The 22107-nt window shown below is 39.8% G+C and carries 21 protein-coding genes; 11 read left to right on the top strand and 10 right to left on the bottom strand.

All coding sequences use genetic code 11. The features are described 5' to 3' along the window. Positions 1 to 55 precede the first annotated feature (55 nt). From ABYK33_RS01125 to ABYK33_RS01105, 5 genes are all read right to left on the bottom strand, one after another. Positions 56 to 1654 (bottom strand): AMP-binding protein, encoded by a 1599-nt coding sequence (locus ABYK33_RS01125; protein WP_373031060.1) that lies wholly within the window; start codon positions 1652 to 1654, stop codon positions 56 to 58. A gap of 42 nt (positions 1655 to 1696) precedes the next feature. Further along, positions 1697 to 2152 carry a MaoC family dehydratase gene (locus tag ABYK33_RS01120; protein WP_373031059.1) on the bottom strand — a complete coding sequence of 152 codons (456 nt, stop codon included), beginning with the start codon at positions 2150 to 2152 and terminating at the stop codon, positions 1697 to 1699. A 110-nt stretch (positions 2153 to 2262) separates the two neighbouring features. After that, positions 2263 to 3471: a CaiB/BaiF CoA transferase family protein gene (locus ABYK33_RS01115; protein ID WP_373031058.1), complete on the bottom strand. Its 1209-nt coding sequence runs from the start codon at positions 3469 to 3471 to the stop codon at positions 2263 to 2265. Positions 3472 to 3875: 404 nt separating this feature from the next. Continuing rightward, a complete protein-coding gene (locus ABYK33_RS01110) occupies positions 3876 to 5480 on the bottom strand; it encodes a phospholipase D family protein (RefSeq protein ID WP_373031057.1) in 1605 nt (534 codons plus the stop codon). Positions 5481 to 5905: 425 nt separating this feature from the next. After that, positions 5906 to 6154, bottom strand: a complete 249-nt coding sequence (locus ABYK33_RS01105; RefSeq protein ID WP_373031056.1) for a hypothetical protein — start codon at positions 6152 to 6154, stop codon at positions 5906 to 5908. Positions 6155 to 6278: 124 nt separating this feature from the next. On the opposite strand from ABYK33_RS01105, the gene ABYK33_RS01100 reads away from it, so the two are divergent. Then, entirely contained in the window at positions 6279 to 6920 is a 642-nt protein-coding gene (locus ABYK33_RS01100) for a L,D-transpeptidase (protein ID WP_373031055.1), read from the top strand. Between the two features lie 19 nt (positions 6921 to 6939). Here ABYK33_RS01100 and ABYK33_RS01095 read toward each other — a convergent pair whose 3' ends face one another. The 3 genes from ABYK33_RS01095 to ABYK33_RS01085 form a co-directional block, all read right to left on the bottom strand. Next, a complete protein-coding gene (locus ABYK33_RS01095; RefSeq protein ID WP_373031054.1) occupies positions 6940 to 7512 on the bottom strand; it encodes a hypothetical protein in 573 nt (190 codons plus the stop codon). A 213-nt stretch (positions 7513 to 7725) separates the two neighbouring features. Next, positions 7726 to 9186, bottom strand: coding sequence for a serine hydrolase domain-containing protein (locus tag ABYK33_RS01090; protein WP_373031053.1), 1461 nt, complete (start codon positions 9184 to 9186; stop codon positions 7726 to 7728). Positions 9187 to 9257: 71 nt separating this feature from the next. After that, on the bottom strand, positions 9258 to 10661 hold the full coding sequence (locus tag ABYK33_RS01085; RefSeq protein WP_373031052.1) for an amidohydrolase family protein: 1404 nt from the start codon (positions 10659 to 10661) through the stop codon (positions 9258 to 9260). Between the two features lie 226 nt (positions 10662 to 10887). Here ABYK33_RS01085 and ABYK33_RS01080 point away from each other — a divergent pair, with 226 nt between their 5' ends. Together ABYK33_RS01080 and ABYK33_RS01075 are read left to right on the top strand one after the other, a co-directional pair. Then, complete coding sequence (locus tag ABYK33_RS01080; RefSeq protein ID WP_373031051.1) at positions 10888 to 11070, top strand: secondary thiamine-phosphate synthase enzyme YjbQ; 183 nt, start codon at positions 10888 to 10890, stop codon at positions 11068 to 11070. A gap of 223 nt (positions 11071 to 11293) precedes the next feature. After that, positions 11294 to 11881, top strand: coding sequence for a GDSL-type esterase/lipase family protein (locus tag ABYK33_RS01075; RefSeq protein ID WP_373031050.1), 588 nt, complete (start codon positions 11294 to 11296; stop codon positions 11879 to 11881). Between the two features lie 69 nt (positions 11882 to 11950). Here the strand turns inward: ABYK33_RS01075 and ABYK33_RS01070 are convergent, their stop codons facing one another. Beyond that, positions 11951 to 12085, bottom strand: coding sequence for a hypothetical protein (locus ABYK33_RS01070; RefSeq protein ID WP_373031049.1), 135 nt, complete (start codon positions 12083 to 12085; stop codon positions 11951 to 11953). Between the two features lie 125 nt (positions 12086 to 12210). Then, positions 12211 to 13512, bottom strand: a complete 1302-nt coding sequence (locus ABYK33_RS01065; RefSeq protein ID WP_373031048.1) for an apolipoprotein N-acyltransferase — start codon at positions 13510 to 13512, stop codon at positions 12211 to 12213. On the opposite strand from ABYK33_RS01065, the gene yajC reads away from it, so the two are divergent. From yajC to ABYK33_RS01025, 8 genes are all read left to right on the top strand, one after another. Further along, positions 13494 to 13766: a preprotein translocase subunit YajC gene (yajC, locus tag ABYK33_RS01060; RefSeq protein WP_373031047.1), complete on the top strand. Its 273-nt coding sequence runs from the start codon at positions 13494 to 13496 to the stop codon at positions 13764 to 13766. The two genes, ABYK33_RS01065 and yajC, sit on opposite strands and share 19 nt — an antisense overlap. Further along, a complete protein-coding gene (gene secD, locus ABYK33_RS01055; protein ID WP_373031046.1) occupies positions 13753 to 15333 on the top strand; it encodes a protein translocase subunit SecD in 1581 nt (526 codons plus the stop codon). Before yajC ends, secD begins: the two co-directional genes overlap by 14 nt. After that, the gene (secF, locus tag ABYK33_RS01050; RefSeq protein WP_373031045.1) at positions 15333 to 16304 is read left to right on the top strand and encodes a protein translocase subunit SecF; all 972 of its coding nucleotides are present in this window, start codon (positions 15333 to 15335) and stop codon (positions 16302 to 16304) included. The genes secD and secF overlap by 1 nt, the downstream gene beginning before the upstream one ends. A 63-nt stretch (positions 16305 to 16367) precedes the next feature. Beyond that, positions 16368 to 16706: a DUF6394 family protein gene (locus ABYK33_RS01045; RefSeq protein WP_373031044.1), complete on the top strand. Its 339-nt coding sequence runs from the start codon at positions 16368 to 16370 to the stop codon at positions 16704 to 16706. Positions 16707 to 16752: 46 nt separating this feature from the next. Then, positions 16753 to 18852 (top strand): 5-histidylcysteine sulfoxide synthase, encoded by a 2100-nt coding sequence (ovoA, locus tag ABYK33_RS01040; protein ID WP_373031043.1) that lies wholly within the window; start codon positions 16753 to 16755, stop codon positions 18850 to 18852. Positions 18853 to 18854: 2 nt separating this feature from the next. Beyond that, complete coding sequence (locus tag ABYK33_RS01035; RefSeq protein ID WP_373031042.1) at positions 18855 to 20009, top strand: MalY/PatB family protein; 1155 nt, start codon at positions 18855 to 18857, stop codon at positions 20007 to 20009. Then, positions 20003 to 21733: a D-alanyl-D-alanine carboxypeptidase/D-alanyl-D-alanine-endopeptidase gene (gene dacB, locus ABYK33_RS01030; protein WP_373031041.1), complete on the top strand. Its 1731-nt coding sequence runs from the start codon at positions 20003 to 20005 to the stop codon at positions 21731 to 21733. The genes ABYK33_RS01035 and dacB overlap by 7 nt, the downstream gene beginning before the upstream one ends. Positions 21734 to 21777: 44 nt before the next feature. Continuing rightward, positions 21778 to 22107: aminotransferase class I/II-fold pyridoxal phosphate-dependent enzyme (locus tag ABYK33_RS01025; protein ID WP_373031040.1), on the top strand; the 330-nt coding region annotated here is incomplete at its 3' end.

The following is a 22107-nucleotide window of genomic DNA, read 5'->3' as shown; positions in this document are numbered from 1 at the left end:
CTTGGTAATATTAGTGATCATAATCACTCTTTATATGAGCGTCTCTGTGACGCACTCAGTCAGATTCTATCGGTGGCAATCGGTCACGCAGTTTTTTCTTTGCGATCCGGTCCAGAGTCGATCGCGGAAAATCATCGATGATATGGAGCGATCTGGGTACTTTGAAATCTGCCAGCCGTTCCCGGCAATATGCGATAACCTGTTTGCTCAACTCCTCTTCAGTGAGATTTTTACCTGTCTCACTAAGTGTCACAAAAGCAGTAGGCACATCGCCATACATATAATGTTTCTGTGCGACGACCGCACATTCATTTATGAGCCCGGTTTCCATGATCGCCGTTTCTATCTCGAGCGCTGCCACGTTCTCGCCTCCGACTCTTAGCATGTCTTTGTCACGGGCAACGAAGTACATCCAGCCCTCCTCATCAATGCGCACTACATCTCCACTATCAAGTGCACCGCTTGCATCAAATGCCTCTTCGGTCTTCTCGGGATTCTTATAGTACTCTTTAAAGAGTGAGACGCCTCTCTCTCCACGGATGAACAACAGCCCTTCCTCACCGGGTCCTGCAAGGGAACCATCCTCTTTCCTGACTTCGATGTCATAAAATGGCGATGGTCGTCCCATCGTACCTGCAGGTCCGGGGTGATCTGCATCCGTCACGATGCATGAAGACAAGGTTTCCGTCATCCCCCAGAGCGCAAGGGTTTGAACGCCAAATTCCTCTTCTGCCTCCGGTAAACGGGCCAAGCCCATCATGATGCGGACTTTATGTTCAGGTACGGGACGCCCCTTTAATGCTTTGAACATAAATGGAATCGTTGAAACCCAGGTCACGCCATGTTTCGTACAGGCATCCCAGAACCGAGAAGCAGAGAACTTTGGACGCACGACAGCGGTGCCCCCCGACCATAAAGCAGTCAACAAGGTGATCTGTGCATTGGCGTGAAAGAGTGGCATATCGATTAATGTTACATTGTCACGCTGAAGATGCAGATTCATCGCCATCGATTTTCCGGCCCAAAGGCCGTTGGCATTTGTCCAAACCGTAGCTTTGGGACGAGAGGTGGTTCCGGATGTAAACTGGATCGCAAAATCCCGCTCAGGATCACGTGGCAGTTTAGGCAGAGAGGAGTCATCGAAAAATGATTCAAAGGGCTCGGCACCAAAACTTTCCACTGCCTCTGTCACACTCCTTTCACCAGATGGGCTCTTCGCTACCGCCATGCACTTGAGATCACTGCAAGCGGCGTTGACCATCTGGGCAAAAGAGGACTGAGTGATGGCACACACCGGTTTCATCACATCGGCGAAGTACTGAACATTCTCAGGTACCGAACGGGTGTTGATCGTCACAGGTACCGCGCCAAGATAGGCACAGGCAAACCAGGCAACAAGAAACTCCGGTGAATTCTCAAGATAAATGAGAACGTAATCACCGCAGCCAACACCCCGGACGTATAATCCGGCAGCAAAACGTTTCGCATCACGCGATAGCTCCGCATAGCTCCAACGTCGTTCATCCCCTTCAAAAGGTTCCCATATCAAGAATGTCTTGTCAGGCTGGCGTTCGACCCACTGATCTACAAGCCAGGTCACATCCATACCGCGAAACAGGTCAAGCTTTGAATATCGGTTATTGTTTGTTTCCATCAACGAAATTTTCCTCAGTTATGATACTGTAGTGACTCTGCACTACGGATTTTTTTTCTCAATGTAAACTACGTGTTCAGCGTAACAGACCACTTCATCTTTTTGGTTGAGCGTTTCTTTCGCTTCAGTGATCAGTCCATGGTCAGCATGCTTCGGGTGGTCCTCTTTTGATTTCACAGTTACCTTAACTCTGATCGTATCTCCAGGGAATACTAGGTTCGGGTAGCGAATTTTGTTATATCCGTATGACATTCCATGAGGGTTGATCCCCTCAGCCTGGATACATAGACCTGTGCTGATAGAGAAGGTCATATTTCCATGTGCAAACGGCTTTTTAAAGGGTTGTGTTGCACACCACTGCGCATCCGTATGGTGTGGCATGAAGTCTCCTGAGTGCATTGCATGCATCACGATATCTGTTTCAGTAATAGTCCGACCCGCTGTAGTGAACGAATCTCCAACATTATAATCTTCAAAATATTTATTAACTTCTTGCATTTTATTTTCCTTTTTTATGTTTTTTTATATGTTCCACACTTCCAAATGCACCATCGTTCATTTTTGAACTTTGCATTTGGAATGTTTCAAAAGCAATGCCGCAGACGAAACTACCGAGGCAGTCCTACTGCACCTGATGCCGCCATCTCTTTGATCTCATCTTCACTGTATCCCACCGACATCAGTTCAGACATCGTATTGGCACCTATTGCCGGAGGATTTTGCGGTTTGACCTTTTCAACGCCATGTACCTGGATCGGGCTGTCTATGGTACGGATACCATCTGTACCTTCCACTTCCGGGAAACAGCCGTTGGCGATCATGTGCTCATCGCGGGTACACTCTTCAGTAGTCTGCACCACACTGAAATTCACACCGAACTCTCTAAGGCGATCCGATACTACAGACAGGTCATGCATACCAACGATGTTCTGCATTTCGTCAAACAGTGCCTGATGGTTGATACCTATTGATTTAGGTGTCGCAAAACGTTCATCCCCTTTGAGTTGATCAGATCCAAAAGCATCCCATAGATTACTGATATTGTTAGGGTTGATCTCGACGATGATGATGTAACGATCGTCCTTCGTTTTGAAGACACCGCCACTAATAGGGTTTGGCCACTCTGTTCTCTTATACTTTTGCATCGGAGGTGCACCGACGAGTGCAGCCTGCATCATACTTGAGTTTGCCCAGATCCCGTTGTTCATGAGTGATGTGCTGACTTTGATGCCTTCACCGGTTCTCTCCCTGTGAAAAAGGCCTGTCATGACGGCAGAAAACAATGCGGTCGCTGTGTTCAAGTCACCTCCACCTACCGGTAAGGGAACCGGGTCTCCATCTTTTGGACGCAGTTCTTCCATCAATCCGCTACGTGCATACCATGCGGTCATGTCAAAGCCCGGTGCATCCTTGTCCGGCCCGTTCAGTCCGAAACCATTGATCCAGGCGTAGACGACATTGGGATTGATCGCTTTGATATCTTCATAAGTGTGTTTGAGCTCTTCTTGCACCTTGCGAGGTGAGTTTGTCAGGAAAACATCGGCTGTCTCCACAAGCTTGTGCAGTGCTTTCTGCGCTTCTGGTTTCTTAAGGTCCAGCGCCACTGACTTCTTGGTGCGGTTTTGGATATATGTTGTGTAGGGAATTTTGCTTGGGGGCATTCCTGCGATCATATTTCCGTATCTCCATGCATCGCCTGTTAATGGTTCGATTTTAATAACTTCTGCACCAAGATCCGCAAGGATGACGGTAGCAGAGGGAGCGGCAGCCATGGAGGCGACTTCAACCACTTTAATTCCATCTAGAATTTTAGACATTATTAGCTCCTGTTCTGTAGATTAAGTTTAATATCATTAATGTATATCAACCTACTAAAATCAAGAGAAGTGGTTGATACACACACCTTGAAACAATATCGAAATTTCTTCGATAAATCAGTTACGTCCATATATTACATCAACAAATCTTAAATAAAATAGCACTATCTATAAATATTAAAAATAAATGATAACAACTATGTTTCTTTTTTTTGATATTTGGATAGCCAGTCAAAGTGATAAGATATATACGATACACATGGGTTTTAATTGTCTGAAGTAAATAATATATTAAAGGTATTTGATCTTTTTTCCAAAATCATATAAAATATATAACTTTATGAGGTATCCTTTTCCCCTTATGATCTATGTTGAATTATAAGGTTTACATAAATCACCAATGACTAGAGATACCCTTTAATAGGTAACAGTGTGGAGAGATCTGCTCCAAGTTTTTTCCAAAATCCTGTATAAGGCGGAGCATAATATGTTTTTGCTTTACCCTCTTCTATTGTGTGCCATATAGGACCATATTTCATTTCATCTTCTTTAAAATGATGAGGATATCTACCCCAGGATAATTTATAAAGATTCTCTATATTCTCTATTTTGGCTACTCTGGCTCTTTGCTCCTGGGCAAGTTTTTTAGAGCTGATGACCATAAATATCTCCGTATTAAGTTTATCAGAACGTGGGTCAATATTGGCAGATCCTATACCAAGTCTGTCTTTATCAAGTATCATCATTTTGGTATGCAAGGAGAGTGACTGTTCATTTATCCATTCTTTTGTCCGTAGAAATTTTTTAAAACTGTGCGGCTTGACCTCATAGAGATCAACCCCCATCTCAACTAATGCCTTGATGGAACCTTTATACCCGCCATAGACAAGAAATACATCCGTAGAAGCTAAAGAATTTGTGATTACAGTAATTTTTACACCTTTTTCTCGCAAAGATTTGAAGTTAGCCATCATTTTATCACTAGGAATAAAATAAGGAGAAATAACAAGGAGGTCATCTTTTATGTGTTTAAGATCTTCATTAATCTGTGAGGAGATATGTGTAGTGTTGTCATTTTCATCTGTTTTTACTTTTGTTGGATGATCATAGTAAAAATCTGTTCGTTTCGCTACGGTAAGTTGAAGGTTGTTTTGGTTTATCTTTTGATTAAACTCAGAATCATTTATGGCTTTTCCTATAGGACTGTTTCTAAATTTTTTCAGTTCTTCTTCAATATCTTTCTTGACAGAATCAGGTGATTTTAGGTCATCGTAAGCAAATACTTCTTTAGAAGGTATAGCTTCATGGCTGTTCCAATAGATATCAAACTCTTCATTGATCTCTGGCATAACGCTTCCTACGGCGAGTATATCGTAGTCTATAAAAAATGTCTCTTTATCGGAAGCAAAATAGACATTACCGATATTTCTACCGCCTATGATGGCTGCTGAACCATCAGCAATGAGTGCTTTATTGTGCATACGTCTTCCTAAACGGTTGACATTCATAAGAAGAGCCATATTACGGAAGAATGTTCTAAGTTTGTTGGGATTAAATAAACGTAATTCTATGTTGGGGTGCTGCGCAAATTTTTCCCACTTTGTATCTTTGTCTGAGGTGATCATATCATCTATTAATATACGTACTTTTACACCTCTTTGTGCAGCCATCAAAAGATGTGCAGCAAACACTTTCCCTATTGTGTCATCTTCATAAATATAATACTGAACATTTAAACTTGTTGTTGCATGATCAACCAAAAAGAGTCTTGCAGCAAAGGCATCAGTGGGTTGTGATAAAGGATAAAATGCAGATTTTCCGGTAACTTTTTTATCCGTTTTCTTTAGACGTCGGAGAAGAGGTACTTCACCTTTGGGGATTTGTGTTACACTCACCTGTTTCGATACAGGTGAGGAAAGTATTTTTTGGCTACAGGCAGAAAGTAGTAAAGCAAGACTCAAGCCAAAGATAGATTTTAATAAAGTTGTAAAATGCCTGTTTTGATCCACTTCATCTCCAACGAAAAACTTATCGGTTAATTATTGTATCAGAATAGTATAGGATATGCTAAATAAAAAATCACTACTGAGAGTATGTCGCCTCAAAGTGGATGAGAAAAATATCTTTTACCAACCAAATATCTTGATGGAAGAAGCGAACACAGAAAAACAATTTTAGTACTCTTTTAACAGTCAGTATTAAGAAATGTTGTATCTTTACAGTGGAGTCATGCCTATTTAAAAAGCAATGACCTTATAAGACAAACTATAGCAATGGAAAGTAATATGAATATTGTACAATTTCGATGGATATATCTTATTGACTAAGAACTTCCTAGATAGTTTGCATTCAAAAAGCAGACTTCTCTTGTTTGAAACCTTATAGAATTATATATTTTACAAGGTTTTGAAGGATAGGTTGTAATATTGTAAATTTAGCTTCGTGACTGGACAGGATTACAGTTTTTACGTCCGTAGAACCATCCATTTTTGTAGTCTGTATCCGTATTGAAAGCATCAGAGTTTTTTGTATAATTCCCTGTAGCAGTTACGCATCCGTCTTTTTTACCTTCTGCAAAACTCGGTGTATCTGGTAAAACTGGAGCTGCAGGAGCGGAGTTTGTACATGCTGTAAATGCTATTGACACAATGGTAAAAAGTATTATTTTGATTATCTTTTTCATAATATATCCTCATTAAATAGTAAAAAAATTATATCAGAGGATAGGTTTACTAATGATAAATTTGGCTTAAACGAATATAATTAAAAAAATCTGTTGATAGATTTAGGTGAAAAAGGAGAGAGATATGAGAAAAATATTGTCTATGGGAATTGTTATAGTACTGTATATAAACCTTTTATATGCAGCAGATGTAAAAAGTAAGGTTTTCCCTTTAAGTAAAACAAAATTTGCTGTCCTGGATGATAATGGTAAAGAAAATATTGTTGACCTTTCTGGCCAGGATTTTATAGTAACTTCGCTGCGAGAAAAAGGTGCAGATGGTCTTGCTTATGCTGTAGATAGAGATGGTGTTGTATGGTGGGCGGCAGTTATATCATCAGGCGCAAAAGGACATGAAACTCCTTCTGGCATTTTTACCATTTTTAGAAAAGAACGCTTTTATATGTCAAAAGCTCATCCAGATCCTTCTGGTGTGAATAATATGGATTTTTCTTTATGGTTTACTCATAGAGGTCATGCCATACATATGGGAAGGGATGACAAAATGTCTCATGGATGTATCCATGTAGGGGAAAAAGGTGCCAAAACGATGTTTAGTTGGGCAACAAAAGATAAAACGAAAGTTGTAGTAACCAGAGAACATTATCTGCCATTTGTATATTATGATCTCAAAAAAAGTGGATACAAAGAGCATGATCAGACACCAGCTCATGTAAAAGCATATCTAAAAACTATGATACCAATTCAACCCAATAAAGGAAACTAGGCTTTTTTTGCTATCAATTTTAAAATGACTGATTAACCCCAACATAAACCGATTGTTCATGATCGCTATTGGTCACAATATCTACACGAAGGTCGATACCTGCTTGGGGTTGTATAGCATAACGCAATTCTATCCCCCCACTATAATAGTTCCCATTATTATCCCGACTACCGAATAATGTTCCTTTTGAGCCTCCTGAGAGGTTAGCAACACCTGCAAAAGCTACAGATTTATATTTGCTACCAGTAAACTGGTAACGATATTCTGATTGAAAAGCACTCAAATATCTTGCCTTATATTTTCCAATGGGAAAACCTCTGATAATCATATTTTTACCAATTGTAGGTAAACCATTATCAGGTGTGCTCGCTGTAACATATTTTCCGTAAAACTGGTTCGCCCACACGTCATCTTCCTTCAAACCAGGTGTATAATGGCGAAAATTAAGTGATGCAGAATAGTATGTCACTCCATTGCCCCATCCTGAAGGATTAGAATTTAAACTGAGTCCAATCAATGTTGCATCTTTGGGATAGTATTTTTCTCTTATACCACGCGTATCATAAGTAAAGTCGATACCTAAAGCACCCATTGAAATATCATCCAGACCATATGTAAGAAAAAACGCCTTTGCTGGATCATTAAGATTACTGTATGTCTGTGTGAGACTAGTTCGATTGTACCCCCAGTTTTGACATAAATTGAAGACGTTCAGCTACCTACACTAATGTCAAGTTTGGAATACTATTGATCTTCTATAGCATTTCATACTTTACACTCTTTCCTGGCCGTTTTATCTGTGTATCTACTCGACATCCTTTTTATCTAAAGACAAAGCCACTGCCCTCATATAACCAATTGGATAGTTGGGTACTAGAGATACCCCGAAATAGACTCCCACAAACTCACGTGCCGGATCGATGTATAATCCTTGACTGTTATGACCCGTCTTAGCAAAAGCGCCGTCTTTCCATAGAAAATCAAATTGAGATCCACTACCAGAAACTGTCTGATTACCAAGCAGTTCATTTGCCGCCTGACCCACAGCACTCGGAGCAAAAATTTCTATAGGCACTTTAGTAGCAAACATTTGATCGATGAGTTTCTGAGAGATGACTTCTTTGCCAGTCAGCTTTTTAAAGGTCGGTGTGTAAAGTAGTCCATATCTGCCCAGGTCTTCCAATGTTGAGTTCATCGCTGTAGCGGCTTGAATGCTTCCATCAGGGAAGAGGTTTACCACCATCTCCGAAGTCCCCGCGTACTGTAAAAGTCGCTCGTACAGATAGTCGACGAACTTCTTCTGTGTTACATTTTCTACTGCGATGCTCAGAACCTGAGTATTCAAGCTGGCATATTGATATAACGTATAAGGTTCTGCAATCTTCTTGCTTTCTCGAATGACGTCCAGCCAATTCTCCTTTTTCCCCTTATAAAGATCTCCAAACGACGCCTGATAATAACGCTGTTCCATTGTATCGGCCTTGTACATGTTTCCACTGATGTCGTCGGCATTAAGACCTGTAGTCATGTTGAGCACTGACTGAAGCGTTACGCCGTCCCATGCACTCCCTTTTAACTCCGGTACATATTTGGTAATCGAGGCATTAGGGTCCATCTTCCCTTGCATAATCAGATCGAGCACTAGCGTACCTGTAAGCGGTTTAGTCACCGACATCCATATATGCTTGTCAGTAGGACGCATCCCTGGATAGGTCTCATAAACAACCTTGCCCTTATGAATCATCATAAGCCCTTGTATCTTTGATTCGGGCGAATCCAAGAAAGTCTTCAAGGTCGGGTGTATCTTGCCTTTGAGATCCGAAAACGTCACATCTCCTAATGCGGGATTAAGTGCTCTGGGCAAGTCAAATTTGGTCTTCGATGCAGGTACGACAGCACTAGGCAGAAATTCCCACATGAAAGTCGAGTAGTAGAGGGCATCATCTTCAGCACTCTCTTTATGGTCTAGTGCATCAGCAGTGAAGTGACGCATGGAAAAGAGTTTTTTTGCCCGTCTAACAAACTCGATGGGCACCCCTTTTTCCAACATTGTCTTATACTCTGCAAGGGTAAGTGTTTTCGTTGGCGTGGGTTGTTTCATTTCAGCCGTCTCAGCTACGGCAGTAACTGTTAATGCAAGGGTTAAAAAGAGTGTAGAGATAGCTATCAATTTATATTTCATAGTTTGTCCTTTATTTTTAAATGGAAAGTTTAATAGTATTGATCTGCTCTGTATAGAAGAGGTGACCAATACACTCTTTCCCATCCGCCCAATATTTTGGGGTACGCACTTTATGAACTGTCAGCAGAGACAGCTCAATTTCGTCCATAGGTCGACTATTTGATCGTGTTCTTATAGATCGTTCCATCCTTCATGATCAGTTTAAAATTATTCACCGGATCGCCCACAAGGTCAAGATTTTCCAAAGGGTTTCCATCTACAAGGATCAAGTCGGCATACGCACCTTCTTTGATCACGCCCAGAGGACCGTTAGGATATGGGTTGAGTTTTCCTGAAAGTGCCAGTAGATCAGCATTGTCACAGGTCGCCATTTTCAGTGCTTCAAAGGGAGTAAACCATTTTTTCAGTTTCGCCAACTGTGCACCCTGTCGTTTAGCCAGATCGGCACTGAATAGGGTGTCGGTACCGAAGGCGATCTTCACACCTAATTTCTTCGCATTGGTATACACGCTCTCTGTACCGTGAACAACAGACAGGTATTTTTTCTTTTGAAACTCATTCAGCGTAGGTGCATCTTCATCATCCATAAAAGGCTGCATACTTAGCCAGACATCTTTTTCCTTCATACGCTTCAGGTTTTTCACCGAAGCCATGTGACCATGCTCAATACTTTTTACCCCGGCATCAATGGAGTGTCCTACTGCCTCATTGTTGATGGCATGAGTCAACACATAAGTTCCCCAGTTATCAGCCGCAGCAACTGCAGCTTTGAGCTCTTCTTGAGTAAACTGCTTGGTGTGAATTGGATCATAGGATGATGTGACACCACCTCCTGCCATCAACTTAACTTGAGTGGCTCCCTGCATTAACACCTCACGCACACGCTTGAGAACCTCAGGTACACCATCAGCAATATAAAACTGGTCACTGGTCTCGAGAGAGTGAAGCTTATCTGGAGTAGCTGGCACATCCCGCGTCATACGAAAATCCATGTGGCCGGCTGTCTGAGAAATGGCAGGACCAGACGGGTAAATTCTCGGACCTACAATAAGTCCACTGTTCGTTGCTTTTGCAATATCAAACATGGGGCCCGCGGCATCACGGACGGTAGTGAATCCACGAAACAGCGTGTCGCGCTGTGCTACTGAAGTTTTCAAGTTCCAGTAACCCTCGTTGGTGGTCATCATTTCGGTAATAGTGGCCGTTGCGTACATGCCGTGCCAGTGTGCGTCTATCAGACCAGGAATCAGGGTAAGGCCCTTTGCATTGATTTCCACTGCGCCCTCTGGTGCTTTCACATTGGGTGAGATGCGCGAGATCATGTTCCCAGAAATAAGTACATCGGCATTGACCAGTTTTTCCGAGCAGCCCTCAAAGATCTGCGCCCCACGGATAACTACATGTTCATGTTTAACACCAGAACCAAACGGGCCTTGTATGCCTATATGAGTATGTGTATATGGTTTTGCATTGATACTTTCATGCGCATTTGCGCTGCCTGCACCAATCCCAAGCAAACCAGTTAAAATAATAACTGTGTTTAAAAATTGTCCTTTCATCTTCCTATCTCCTTTTTTTTAATCGATATTTTTTTATGTTACTCCTTTAAAACTTAAAAATATATCAATTATCTTTAATGGAGTGATAAAAATGTTATCATTTATTTTGCTCTTGAAGTGTAAAGATGAGTATTCGTTTGTTTGTCTCTTTTATCTAGAAGAATTAAAATCTAAGGTTTTATCTCTGTGTGCTGTGGTAATCTTATCTAGTATTTACTAAAAAATTATGTGTAATAAAGGCACAGATGATATGCCCGCACACATCAAAGCTTCCATGCTTGGAAATTCACTGACCATTCCTATTACCAATGGTAGGATGAATATTGGTACATGGCAAGGTATATATCTTGGAGAGCACAGGGATAATGGCAGTTCTAGAAAGATAGTAATAACTATCACTGGAATATAAACTTCATTGATCAATAGCTTGATGTCCCCGTTCCAACAAGAAACTCTGAAATCCGATAAAATCCGCTACAAATCCAAGAGGTAAGATACAAGACAAGAAACCTTATAAAATATATAACTTTATAAGGTTTCTATCGCAAATTTTAATCAAGTATTTTTGATATACTCTTCATGATAAAATATCAGGTGTAAAGAAAATTAAAAACAGATATTGAAGGTTAAAAATGAGAGATATTCGTATATGCTATGTTGGAGATTCTTTTGTTAATGGTACAGGCGATCCAACTAAGCTTGGTTGGGTAGGAAGATTAAGTGCAAGTTCTCAAAACAACAATTTAGATATTACACATTATAATCTTGGTATTAGAAGAGAAACATCAGAAGATATATTAAAAAGATGGGAAGTAGAATGTCAATCAAGGTTGCCTAAGGCATCAGAAAACAAAGTTGTTTTTTCATTTGGCGTCAATGATACAGTGATTGAAAATGGACAAAGAAGAGTATCCTTGGAAAATAGTATTGAAAATGCTAAAACGATGTTATTGAATGCTTCAAAAAAATATGATGTCATAATGGTCGGTATGCCTCCAATTGCTGATGCCGGACAAAATGAAAGTATTAAGGAGTTAGATCGTAAATATCATGAGATATGCAATGAATTAAATATTCCATATCTATCTATATTTAATAGACTGGTTCATGATAAAATATGGAAAGATGAAGTTGCATTAAATGATGGTGCTCACCCAAGAGATAAAGGTTATGAGATATTGGCAAACTTTATAAAAAATTGGAGTGCTTGGGTGGTTTAAAGACTGATATATAAAAGGCATATCCTATATCCAGGATATGCCTCAGGGAAGTAAATATTTTATTTATAATTAAAATGTCATTAAGAGATGTGGTGAAGACTCAGGAATATTCGTACCTGCATCGTCATACTCTGCCATGTGATGTGCTGATGCACTTGATGCTAAACCGATTGCCAATAGTAAAATTGTTGTTAATTTTTTCATATAAAATCCTTTTTATTTAAATATCCATCTGATACTTTAAGATCAGAACCGTGTTTTCGAATGACAGGTTGAAGTATAAACTAGAAGTATGAAAGTAGTGTGAAGAGAAAACCTTATAAAATATATTATAAATTAACTTTCCCATTTTTTATCACATAAGAGTCAGACATATTCACCGAGTGATAAATAATTGTTCCGTATTTTTTACTGTAGTACTGCAGTAATAGTTTCTGTAAAGTAGGTTCTATGGAAGGAATGAACCACCCATTGTTGCTTAAAACGATCATGTTCTTTGGTTCACCCTCGTAGAGTTTTTCACTTGTCGCTTCAAAACAGATGGCATTTCTATAGGTTTTTCCGTCTATTTTGTAGTCTATGACATTTGGGCTTGCTACATAATCTACTGCACCGTCATAAAAGACATTATTAACCCAGTCGCTTAAAAAGTCGGGCAGGGGGTTACTTTCTCCAAAAGGGACAAGGACTACTTTATTGGCTACAGAAATTTTATTATCGGTAAAAATATAGGTTGAGTTTCGTGGTGTTTTGCCATCCCAATAGAGTCCACCTGTGACAATAGAGATATCTTTGGCTTTTTCTTGTAATCTGTCTATGAGTTTTTGTGACCGGTTGACGAAAACAGGAAAGACAGATTCAGGAAGTATTATAAGTGTTTTTTTATCTTTGATGGCTTCGTCTATATGCTTAAAAATATTTTCAAACTGTTCGGGATGGAGTGTCTCGTTCCATTTATCCTGGACGGATGTATGGGTGGTGATCAGCGTGATGTCATCTGTCAATTTAGCAGATGTTGGAAGGTACGGCTGATAGGCCAACAGAATGAGCAAAAGGTATAAAAATTGTTTTTTCCAGATACTCAAAACAATAGCGGTCAAGATAATACCAAACTGCCATTTTTCTATACCAATATAACTCTCGACAAACATCAGTTCTGGTTTGAGCCAGTCAAAAGAAAATGGATGGATATAGCTTAAGATCAGCAGTCCGAGAGCCTTGAAAATAAGGGGAAGTAGTGTGTATGAAACGGGAAAGACTGAAGTTGCTTTCCGGCTGATCCTTGCAATGATCCAAAAGAGTATTCCGTAGCTCAACATGATGATGATTATCTCTATGGGAATAGCCCAAAGCATGCCATAATGATTGAGGCTTAAAGCGATCCACCAAAACCAGAACAGACCTATGAAAGCACCTGAGATGAACCAGATCTTTTCTTCTTCTTGGAGTAACAGGTAAAGTGTTAGCATACCTAAAATAGTATTGACCAGAGGATAAGAGAATCCCCAATAGTTTAGGTATATAAAGCCTGAACTTAAAAGTGCTATGACAAAGCCTCTTGTTAGTTCAAAGGTGCTAAAATAATGGCTAAATTTATTCAAAAAGGCTTTCCATGGAACAACTCGGCTCATTTTTACCCCTCATCATTTTATTCGCGATTTTTTATTTTTTAATTATCAGACCACAACAAAAACATCAAAAAGCACATAAAGCAATGCTTGATAGCCTGACTAAAGGTGATAATATCATCACAACAGGTGGTCTTATGGCTGTAATTGTTAAAGCTGAAGAAGATTTTATCAAAATCAAACTAAATGATGACACTGTTGTTAAACTTGATAGAGCATATGTTGCAAAAAAGGTTGAGTTGGGTGAAAACGCTTAATTTCAGAGTAATCCTTTTTGCGTTTGCACTTATTTTTGGTCTAGTTTTTTCTATTCCCTCTTTGACGCAAAGTGAAAGTGGAAAGAAGATCACCTTAGGGCTTGACCTTCAAGGTGGTTTGCATATGCTTCTTGGTATCAAAAGTGAAATTGCTATTGAGTCACGCATTAAGTCTATGGCAGCATCGGTAAAGTATATCTTTGATGATGAAGAGATCATCTTTGATGAACTTCGTATGGTGGATGGCGAAAAGATCACTTTTGAACTTCTTGATACAGATGATGTAACTAAAGCCAAAGCTCTTCTCAAAAAAGAGCTTGAAGGTACAGTCGTTATTGACAATGGATTGAAATTTTCAGTGGCTATGACGGAAGCTGAAGTGGTACGTACGGAGCAAAATGCCATTCAACAAGCAGTGGATACTATTAGAAACAGACTTAATGAATTCGGACTTGCAGAACCAACGGTTGCAAAACAGGGTGAAGATAAGATCCTTGTAGAAGTACCAGGTATCAAAACGCAAGAAGATGAACAACGTATACGTGAACTCATTGCTCGTGCAGCACATTTACAACTTATGGCAGTGGATGAAGACAGAAATACAAGAGTACATACTATGAGTGCGGATGAAGCAAGAAGTTATGGTGATGTAATACTTCCAGATGTAAATACAGATGAAAAATATCTGCTTCGTGCTATTCCTGTCCTTGATGGTTCTATGCTCACAGATGCAAAAGTCGGATTTGATGAAAGCAATCAGCCTGTGATCAACTTTACACTCAATGGTCAAGGTGCCAAAATATTTGGCGACTTTACAGGTGTAAGTGTAGGTAAACGCATGGCAGTTGTTTTGGATAACAAAGTCTATTCGGCACCGAATATCAATGAACGTATCGGTGGTGGACGTGTACAGATCTCTGGAAGATTTGAACTTTCAGAAGCACATGACCTTGCCATTGCTCTTCGTTCAGGAGCATTGCTTGCACCTGTCTATGTGATGGAAAAACGTTCTGTCGGACCAAGTTTGGGTGCAGACAGTATTAAGGCCAGTTCTATGGCTTTGGGATTAGGGTTTATCCTGGTTGTCATTTTTATGGTTCTTTACTATGGTATGGCAGGTGTCGTTGCGAATGTGGCATTGATAGGAAACCTCTTTTTGATACTTGCGATCATGTCACTCTTTGGTGCAACACTTACACTGCCTGGTATGGCAGGTATCGTCCTGACTGTCGGTATGGCAGTTGATGCGAACGTTATTATCTCTGAACGTATAAGGGAGTTACTCTATGCAGGAAAATCGGTTGGTAAATCGATAGAAGATGGGTATAGTAATGCCTTTACTGCCATTTGGGATGCCAACGTCACAACATTGATCGCAGCAACAGTACTTTATGCATATGGTACAGGTGCGATCAAAGGCTTTGCTCTTACGATGAGTATCGGTATTATGGCATCTATGCTTACGGCTATTGTAGGAACACATGGTATCTACCAATGGATATTACCTAAGATCGATAAGAAAAAACTAAACTTCTGGTTTGGTATCAAGACAGAGGGAGCGAAATAATGGAAATTTTCAAATATAAAAAACCTCTCTCATTGATGAGTAAGAGTAAACGTTTCGGACTCCTCTCTGTAACAGTGCTGATCATCGCATTAGGCTTGATCATTGGTAAAGGATTTAACTATGGTATTGACTTCGCCGGTGGTACACTGATACAGGTACAATACGAAGGTAAAGCACCTATAGAAAAGGTCAGAGAAGCAATAGATCTAGATAAATCTTATGAAGGTGCAACAGTAACTTTCTTTGGTGGTGAGGATGAAGTGGTTATCCGTACCAAAACGAGTTCAAAAGCACTGGGTGAAGATGTCGGTGACAAAATGAGAACACTGCTTCAAGATACTGGTAACTTTGAAGTAAGACGTGTCGATATGGTTGGTGCCAAAGTAGGGTCTGAATTACGTGAAAAAGGACTTATGGCGATGGTCCTGGCTATCATCGGTATCCTGATCTATGTTTCTTTTAGATTTGAATGGCGTTTTGCTGTTGCTTCTGTGATGGCGCTCATGCACGATGTGACCATCGCTATGGGGATGATCGTCTTGTTTAATGTTGAGGTCAACCTCGACATTCTGGCAGCACTATTGACCATTCTCGGATATTCACTGAACGATACGATCATTGTATTTGACCGTATTCGTGAAGGTGTAAGAACGATCAAGAACCCAGACCTTGGAGCTATTATCGATGAGTCGGTGACGCGTACACTTTCACGGACTACATTGACATCACTTACGACATTCTTTGTTGTACTTACACTTTATCTATTTGGTGGAGAGATCATTAACGGGTTTAGTTTCACACTGCTTGTAGGTATTATAGTCGGTACATACTCTTCTATCTTTGTGGCATCACCTATCTTGATGTGGCTTGGTTTCTCAGTAGGTGGCTTCAGAGAAAAGGAAGCAGAAAAACTCAAAAGAACAAAAGAGAAAGAAAAAATGCGTGCCATGTATGAAAACGGGACGATCTAAAGAATAAAGTATTTTTTCTTTGTGTGGAAATGGTACACTATAGTTAAATTTTAAGGAGTTTGAATGAATTGGGGTAAAGTCTTTTATATGTTTTTTACGTTGATGTCACTTACGACATCAGCAGCATTTTTGTATGAGCATTCTGCGGTAGCACTGTTTGTAGCAGGTTCTGTAAATGTGATCTCTACACTTTTAAAGATAGGAGTAAGAAATCTGCTTTCAGCTGAACTCTTAGCAGGTTCATTAGTTGCAGACTTACACCTTCTACCGGCATTTTTTGCTTTACAGTTTTACGGGAATGATCCTTTAGCAACAGGCTTGGTCATTGGTGCCGTGATTGCGAACCTTTATACTATTTTTATCTCTATGATAGAGAGTGCGAAGGAAAAGGCAGATTTTTAAGACTAGTCAGGTATCTTACATGTATATTACTTTTAAGGAATGACACGTGCTAAGTATACCTACACTTCATGGGACAGACTCCAGTCTCAAAAGAGAAGAGATCAAAGCCTATTTTCAACATTGTTATAAACGTTATGAATCCCTCTTTAATATTGTTGTAGATGAAAGTGCTTATTTTCAAAAGGCAGATCCTCTTCGTCATCCTATCATCTTTTACTATGGACATACCGCTACATTTTTTATTAACAAATTCAAACTTGCCAAGATCATCAATGAACGTATAGATCCCAGACTAGAGTCTATTTTCGCTGTGGGTGTGGATGAGATGAGTTGGGATGACCTGAATGAAGCGCATTATAACTGGCCGACTTTGGCTGAAACCCAAACCTATCGGGACAAGGTATATGAAACAGTCTCTACACTTATAGATACCCTTCCTTTAGAACTCCCCATTACAGATGACTCACCTTGGTGGGTTGTTTTGATGGGCATTGAACATGAGAACATTCATCTTGAAACTTCTTCGGTACTTATACGTCAACTTCCATTTGAATCTGTACAGGAAAACAAAGAATGGAAAGAGTGTGAAAGTTATGCAGATGCACCTAAAAACAGACTGCTTGATGTAAGTGCGGGTACAGTAGTCCTGGGGAAAAATAAAGATGCAAAACTTTTTGGATGGGACAATGAATATGGAGACCATCAGGCACATATACCAGGATTTAAGGCTGCCAAATACCTTACTTCCAATGCTGAATTCTTAGATTTTGTAAATGATGATGGGTACAGCAATGATATGTTTTGGTGTGAAGAAGGAAAGGCATGGAAAGCCTATACTCATGCAGAGTATCCTATGTTCTGGGATAAAGCAGAATCAGGCTACAAACTTCGTACTTTGAGCAGAAAAATAGACCTTCCACTGAACTGGCCAGTAGAAGTGAATCACTTGGAAGCAGCTGCATTTTGTAAGTGGAAAAGCGAAAAAGAGGGTAATACTATCACATTACCCACAGAAGATGAATACATACGATTGCGTGATGAAAGTAAAGTACTTTCCTACCTGGAATGGAACGAAAAAGGTGAAACGATAGCAAATATCAATCTTGAAGTTTTTGCCTCTTGTGTCCCTGTTGATATGTATGAACATGGCAAGTTTTACGATGTGATAGGAAATGTATGGCAATGGTCACGTACACCTATCTATCCTTTTGATGGTTTTAAAGTACACCCTATCTATGATGACTTTACAGTACCGACATATGATGGTAAACACAATCTTATTAACGGGGGATCATGGATAAGTTGTGGGAACCTTGCTACACAAAAGAGCCGATATGGATTTAGACGACATTTTTACCAGCATGCAGGCTTTAGGTATATTCAGAGTGACTATGAAGAGAATGTGACAACCAACATTTATAATACAGATACTGTCATCTCCCAGTATTGTCATTTTGGTTGGGGTGAAAATGCGTTAGGTGTAGAAAATTACCCGGCACATTGTGCGCGTATAGCTTTAGAATATATGAAAGACAAACCTAAGAGAAAAGCCTTTGACATTGGCTGTGCCATAGGGCGAAGCTCATTTGAACTGGCACGGGGGTTTGATGAAGTGATAGGTGTGGATTTTTCTGCACGTTTCATACAGGAAGCTGAAAGTCTTAAAGAAAATGGCGTATTACGTTATACCATGCCAACTGAGGGGGAATTGGAAAACTTCTATGAAGTCAATCTTGCAGATTTTGATTTGGAAGAAGAACGAAAAAAAGTCTCGTTTTGGCAAGCAGATGCCTGTAATTTAAAACCAATTTACAAAGACTTTGACCTTGTCTTTGGCGGTAATCTCATAGACAGACTTTATGATCCTAAAAAGTTTTTAGATTCACTGGCTTTACGTATAAATGATGGAGGTATGCTCATCCTCACTTCTCCATACACTTGGCAGGAAGAGTCTACACCCAAAGAGAAGTGGGTAGGCGGGTACAAAAGAGACGGTGAAAATGTGACAACACTTGACGGACTTAAAGAGATACTTGGAAATGACTTTGAATTCATCGATACGAAAGATGTTCCGTTTGTTATACAGGAGACGGCACGTAAACATCAGTATACCATAGCACATATGACGATCTGGCAAAAGAAGTAAAAATGTTTGAAGCTGTAAACCGTCAAGGTACACATACTGTAAAGTGGGATGAAAGCAGAAAGAAGTTTGGCACAGATGACCTGCTTCCTTTGTGGGTTGCAGATATGGATCTGGCTTCTCCTGAGTGTGTACAAGAAGCGATAAAAAAAAGGGCTTTTCATCCTTTGTACGGTTATACTGTTTACCCAGAAGGCTATTATGAATCGATTCAAAACTGGATGCAAAACCGTTTTTCCTGGAAGATAGAAAAAGAGTGGATCGTACCTTGTTATGGTGTGGTGCCTTCATTGAATTTTATTATCTCTGCCTTCAGTCAAGAGGGTGATGGCATTATTGTTCAAACTCCTATTTATCCACCTTTTGTAAGTTCGGTCAAACATAAAAACAGAAGAGTACTCGACAATACACTGGTGTATGAAAATGGCAGTTACCATATAGACTTTGAAGATTTTGCATACAAGGCCAAAGAAGCAAAACTTTTTTTACTTTGTTCCCCTCATAATCCTACTGGACGCGTATGGAATAGAGAAGAGTTGGAGAAGATCATTGAGATCTGTATAGAGAACGATGTGCTGATCATCTCGGATGAAATTCATGCGGATGTTGTCTACGAGAAAGTCCATCACATCATTGGCAGTTTTGATAAGATCATGGATCATTGTGTTATATTAAATGCCCCTTCCAAAACGTTTAATATCGCCGGTTTAAATACTTCTTATGCAATCATCCCTGATAAAAGTTTACGCCAAGCGTATATACTGGAACAGAACAGATCAGGCATTACTAACGGGAATCCGTTTGGAATAGATGCATTGATAAGTGCCTATACGGAAGGTGCACCGTGGTTAGAGCGTTTAAAAGAACATTTACTGTCAAATATTACCTATGTCAAAGCATTTTTACAAGAACATAATATACCTATATCTGTAGTGCCTACGGAAGCTACTTTTTTAATGTGGCTTGATTGTAAAGAGATGGGAATGTCTCATGATACATTGGTGGATTTCTTTGTGTACAAAGCAAAACTCGGACTCAATGACGGAATGAGCTTTGGAGATGCGGGAGAAGGCTTTATGCGTCTGAATGTGGGGACATCCAAAGAAGTATTGAAAGAAGCGATGGAGCGACTGCTAAATGCCTATAAGGAAGTATGTTGAGAAGTATAATCGTTTCTTTGTTCCTGTCTGTCTACCTTTATGCCTTACCGCAAGCCATCAATGAAGAGATACGAAAGTCAGGTATCGCCAAAAAAGATATCAGTATCTATATCAAAGAAGCGGGTAAAAACGGCAAAGTTGTTGCTTCACTGAATGAATATAAAACACGTACACCTGCGTCTGTGATCAAGGTCTTAACGACATATGCAGCTGTACTAAAATTGGGTTTTGACTACCGTTGGCCTACGCAGTTCTATAAAGATGGGACAGTGAAAAATGGTGTACTTCAAGGGGATCTGGTCATTAAAGGATTTGGTGATCCGACTTTAAGTGACAAGGACCTTGAAACGATCGTTAACAATATCCGTGCAAAAGGCATCGATGAGATCAAAGGTGATATTATCATAGACAGAAGCTATTTTAAAGTGGGAAACAAAGACAGTTCAGGTTTTGATGAACATCCCTACAGTGCGTACAATGCCATGCCTGATGCGATGATGTTCAATGAACGTGTGGTGACAGTATGTGTAAACCCCAAAGAAAACAAAGTACATAAAAAAAATGTAGATGAAAGTTATAAAGTTGTCAATCAATTAGAACATGTCAATAAACCCTGTAAAGGAAAATACTCCTGGCCTGGTGTAGCGATCGACAAGAGTGAAGTGGTTCCGATAGTACTACTCAAAGGTAAGATCTCCAAACGATGTGGTAATCGAAATATCTGTAAAGTAGTGACAAAACCCTATAAATCATTTTATTATGCACTCAAAGACCAGCTTGAAAAAGAGGGTATAAAGATAAGAGGATCGTTAAAGTTGGAGAAGATACCTCAGAATGCAACAATGCTTTTCACCCATTATTCGGAGACATTGGAAGAGATCATCTCTGAAACATCCAAAGAGAGTAACAACCTTTATGCAAGACATCTTTTACTGCTTTTGGGAGCAAAAGTGTATGGTTCACCTGCCACGATTCAAAAGGGAAGAGATGCCATTGTTCAGATCTTGAAGTCAAAAGGTGCACTAGGTGAGGGCAAATTAAGGATAGACAATGGAAGCGGGCTTTCCCGTACATCCAAAATGAATGCAAAACTATTGGGTCATATGTATGACGATGCATATGATCGTTATGGATCCAGGTGGATGGAAACACTTTCGATAGCCGGTGTAGATGGCACCATAAAACGCCGTTTTAGAAATACGGTGGTAAAGAAACGTGCATGGATGAAGACGGGTACACTTAGACGAGTGAAAAACATAGGAGGCTATGTTAAGAACAGAGCAGGGAAATTCTATACGGTTGTGATTCTCATTAACAGTACAAAGGCAAAATACCGTGGAGCAAAACTTCAAGATAAGATCATGCAATGGCTGGTAAAAAGTAAGGCCAAACCCACGCTTAAGTCACCTTCCAAAATAGTACAAAAGAAAAAGCCTGCATCCCAAAATATATTTTCCAAAGTAGAGACAAGAGTACCTTTAAAAGCAAAAGAGGTAACAAAAACCCCTACTCAAAAGTATTATGTACAGGCAGGTTCATTTTCCAAGATGCCTAATGGCGAGTATTTGGTAAAAATAGAAGCCTTAGGATTACAATACAGTGTACGTCATGCAGATAACTACAAGGTACTTATCGGTGCGTATAATAATGAAAAAGAGGCAAGAGAAGCGTTGGGAAAAGTACGTGAACATATCAATGCGGGTGCGTTTATCGTAAAGTTGTAGTTTACTCCAAATACGGTATAATCTTTTAAAAATTTAGGGCAACAATGAACTTCGAAACTTACCCTTTTGAGAAACTCAATCAACTACTTGAAAATGTGACACCCAACAGTGATTACAGTGCACTGAGCCTGACGATCGGTGAGCCTCAGTTTGAAACACCTGCATTTATACTGGATGCACTCAATGATGCATCTTCACTACTCAACAAGTATCCGAAAACTGCTGGTGAAGCAGAGCTTAGAGAAGGGATGTTGACATATAACAAAAAGCGTTTCGGTCTCACACTTACAAATGCACAGATCATTCCTACTTTTGGGACAAGGGAAGTACTTTTTAACTTCCCACAATTTTTACTGCACGATATAGAAGATCCT

The sequence above is a fragment of the Sulfurovum sp. genome (assembly GCF_041562805.1).
Taxonomy (GTDB): Bacteria; Campylobacterota; Campylobacteria; order Campylobacterales; family Sulfurovaceae; genus Sulfurovum.
The sequence above is the reverse complement of the archived record's forward strand: the minus strand, read 5'-3'. Positions and strand labels throughout refer to the sequence as shown.

Bases quoted from the DNA above. Each gene is read 5' to 3' on its own strand.
- ABYK33_RS01075 (WP_373031050.1), top strand. From the start codon at position 11,294: ATGAGAGATATTCGTATATGCTATGTTGGAGATTCTTTTGTTAATGGT.
- ABYK33_RS01080 (WP_373031051.1), top strand. From the start codon at position 10,888: ATGTGTAATAAAGGCACAGATGATATGCCCGCACACATCAAAGCTTCC.
- ABYK33_RS01120 (WP_373031059.1), bottom strand. From the start codon at position 2,152: ATGCAAGAAGTTAATAAATATTTTGAAGATTATAATGTTGGAGATTCG.
- dacB (WP_373031041.1), top strand. From the start codon at position 20,003: ATGTTGAGAAGTATAATCGTTTCTTTGTTCCTGTCTGTCTACCTTTAT.
- ABYK33_RS01095 (WP_373031054.1), bottom strand. From the start codon at position 7,512: ATGGGTGCTTTAGGTATCGACTTTACTTATGATACGCGTGGTATAAGA.
- ABYK33_RS01125 (WP_373031060.1), bottom strand. From the start codon at position 1,654: ATGGAAACAAACAATAACCGATATTCAAAGCTTGACCTGTTTCGCGGT.
- ABYK33_RS01065 (WP_373031048.1), bottom strand. From the start codon at position 13,512: ATGAGCCGAGTTGTTCCATGGAAAGCCTTTTTGAATAAATTTAGCCAT.
- yajC (WP_373031047.1), top strand. From the start codon at position 13,494: ATGGAACAACTCGGCTCATTTTTACCCCTCATCATTTTATTCGCGATT.
- ABYK33_RS01105 (WP_373031056.1), bottom strand. From the start codon at position 6,154: ATGAAAAAGATAATCAAAATAATACTTTTTACCATTGTGTCAATAGCA.
- ABYK33_RS01115 (WP_373031058.1), bottom strand. From the start codon at position 3,471: ATGTCTAAAATTCTAGATGGAATTAAAGTGGTTGAAGTCGCCTCCATG.
- ABYK33_RS01100 (WP_373031055.1), top strand. From the start codon at position 6,279: ATGAGAAAAATATTGTCTATGGGAATTGTTATAGTACTGTATATAAAC.
- secF (WP_373031045.1), top strand. From the start codon at position 15,333: ATGGAAATTTTCAAATATAAAAAACCTCTCTCATTGATGAGTAAGAGT.
- ABYK33_RS01035 (WP_373031042.1), top strand. From the start codon at position 18,855: ATGTTTGAAGCTGTAAACCGTCAAGGTACACATACTGTAAAGTGGGAT.
- ABYK33_RS01045 (WP_373031044.1), top strand. From the start codon at position 16,368: ATGAATTGGGGTAAAGTCTTTTATATGTTTTTTACGTTGATGTCACTT.
- ABYK33_RS01090 (WP_373031053.1), bottom strand. From the start codon at position 9,186: ATGGGAAAGAGTGTATTGGTCACCTCTTCTATACAGAGCAGATCAATA.
- ABYK33_RS01070 (WP_373031049.1), bottom strand. From the start codon at position 12,085: ATGAAAAAATTAACAACAATTTTACTATTGGCAATCGGTTTAGCATCA.
- ABYK33_RS01085 (WP_373031052.1), bottom strand. From the start codon at position 10,661: ATGAAAGGACAATTTTTAAACACAGTTATTATTTTAACTGGTTTGCTT.